Source organism: Mitsuaria sp. TWR114 (assembly GCF_007997345.1).
In genome coordinates this window covers 1-744 of record NZ_VOSR01000940.1, presented here as the reverse complement: position 1 = coordinate 744, position 744 = coordinate 1, and the positions used below count along the sequence as shown (strand labels likewise).

Genomic DNA, 744 nt, shown 5'->3' with positions numbered 1-744 from the left:
GCGCCCAGGAAGTCCGGAGGCCTATTGAACGCCGGGCCCTTCGGCCCCGTCTACGGAAGGGCGTTTCGCAGGGGTAAAGATCCATTGCCCGTGTCGGTCCGCGCACGGTCAGCGCACGAGCCGTGCATGGGACGGAAGCGGGCCGCGCGCGGTGGAGGAACGGTCGCGCGCGACGATCGGCGATGATGCGCGCCGCCGGGCGTCCGCGACGTCACGACATGACGACACGGCCCTCACGCCCTCCCCACGCGCCGCCGGGCGCACGCCTTTCCCGCGACCTCAGGTCGCCCCACCTCGACCCCGCCGCCATGATCGAGCTCTACTACTTCCCCAGCAACGCCAGCTTCGCCCCGCACGTGCTCCTGCAGGAACTGGGCGTGCCGTTCCAGCTCCGCCTCGTCGATCGCGACCGCGACGAGCACAAGTCCCCGGAGTTCCTGAAGCTCAATCCCAACGGCCTGCTGCCCGCGCTGCGCGACACGCGCCAGGGCGAGCTGGTGCTGTTCGAGACCGCCGCGATCCTGCTGCACTTGGCCGACACCCATCCCGAGGCCGGCCTGATGCCGCCGCTGGGCAGCGCCGAGCGCGCCCATGCCTACAAGTGGCTGATGTGGCTGACCAACACGCTGCAGCCCACCGTCATCACCTACTACTACCCGGACCGCTTCGTCGCCCCGGGCAACGCCGCCGGCAGCGCCGAGGTCAAAGCCCAGGCGCAGGTGCGCGCCGCGGCGCAGCTGGACC

At 71.1% G+C, this 744-nt stretch carries 1 protein-coding gene; it reads left to right on the top strand.

Translation table 11 applies throughout. The annotated features are described in order from the left end of the window. Positions 1-308: 308 nt before the first annotated feature. On the top strand, positions 309-744 hold a 436-nt coding region (locus FUT87_RS26095; RefSeq protein ID WP_147242867.1), incomplete at its 3' end, for a glutathione S-transferase family protein.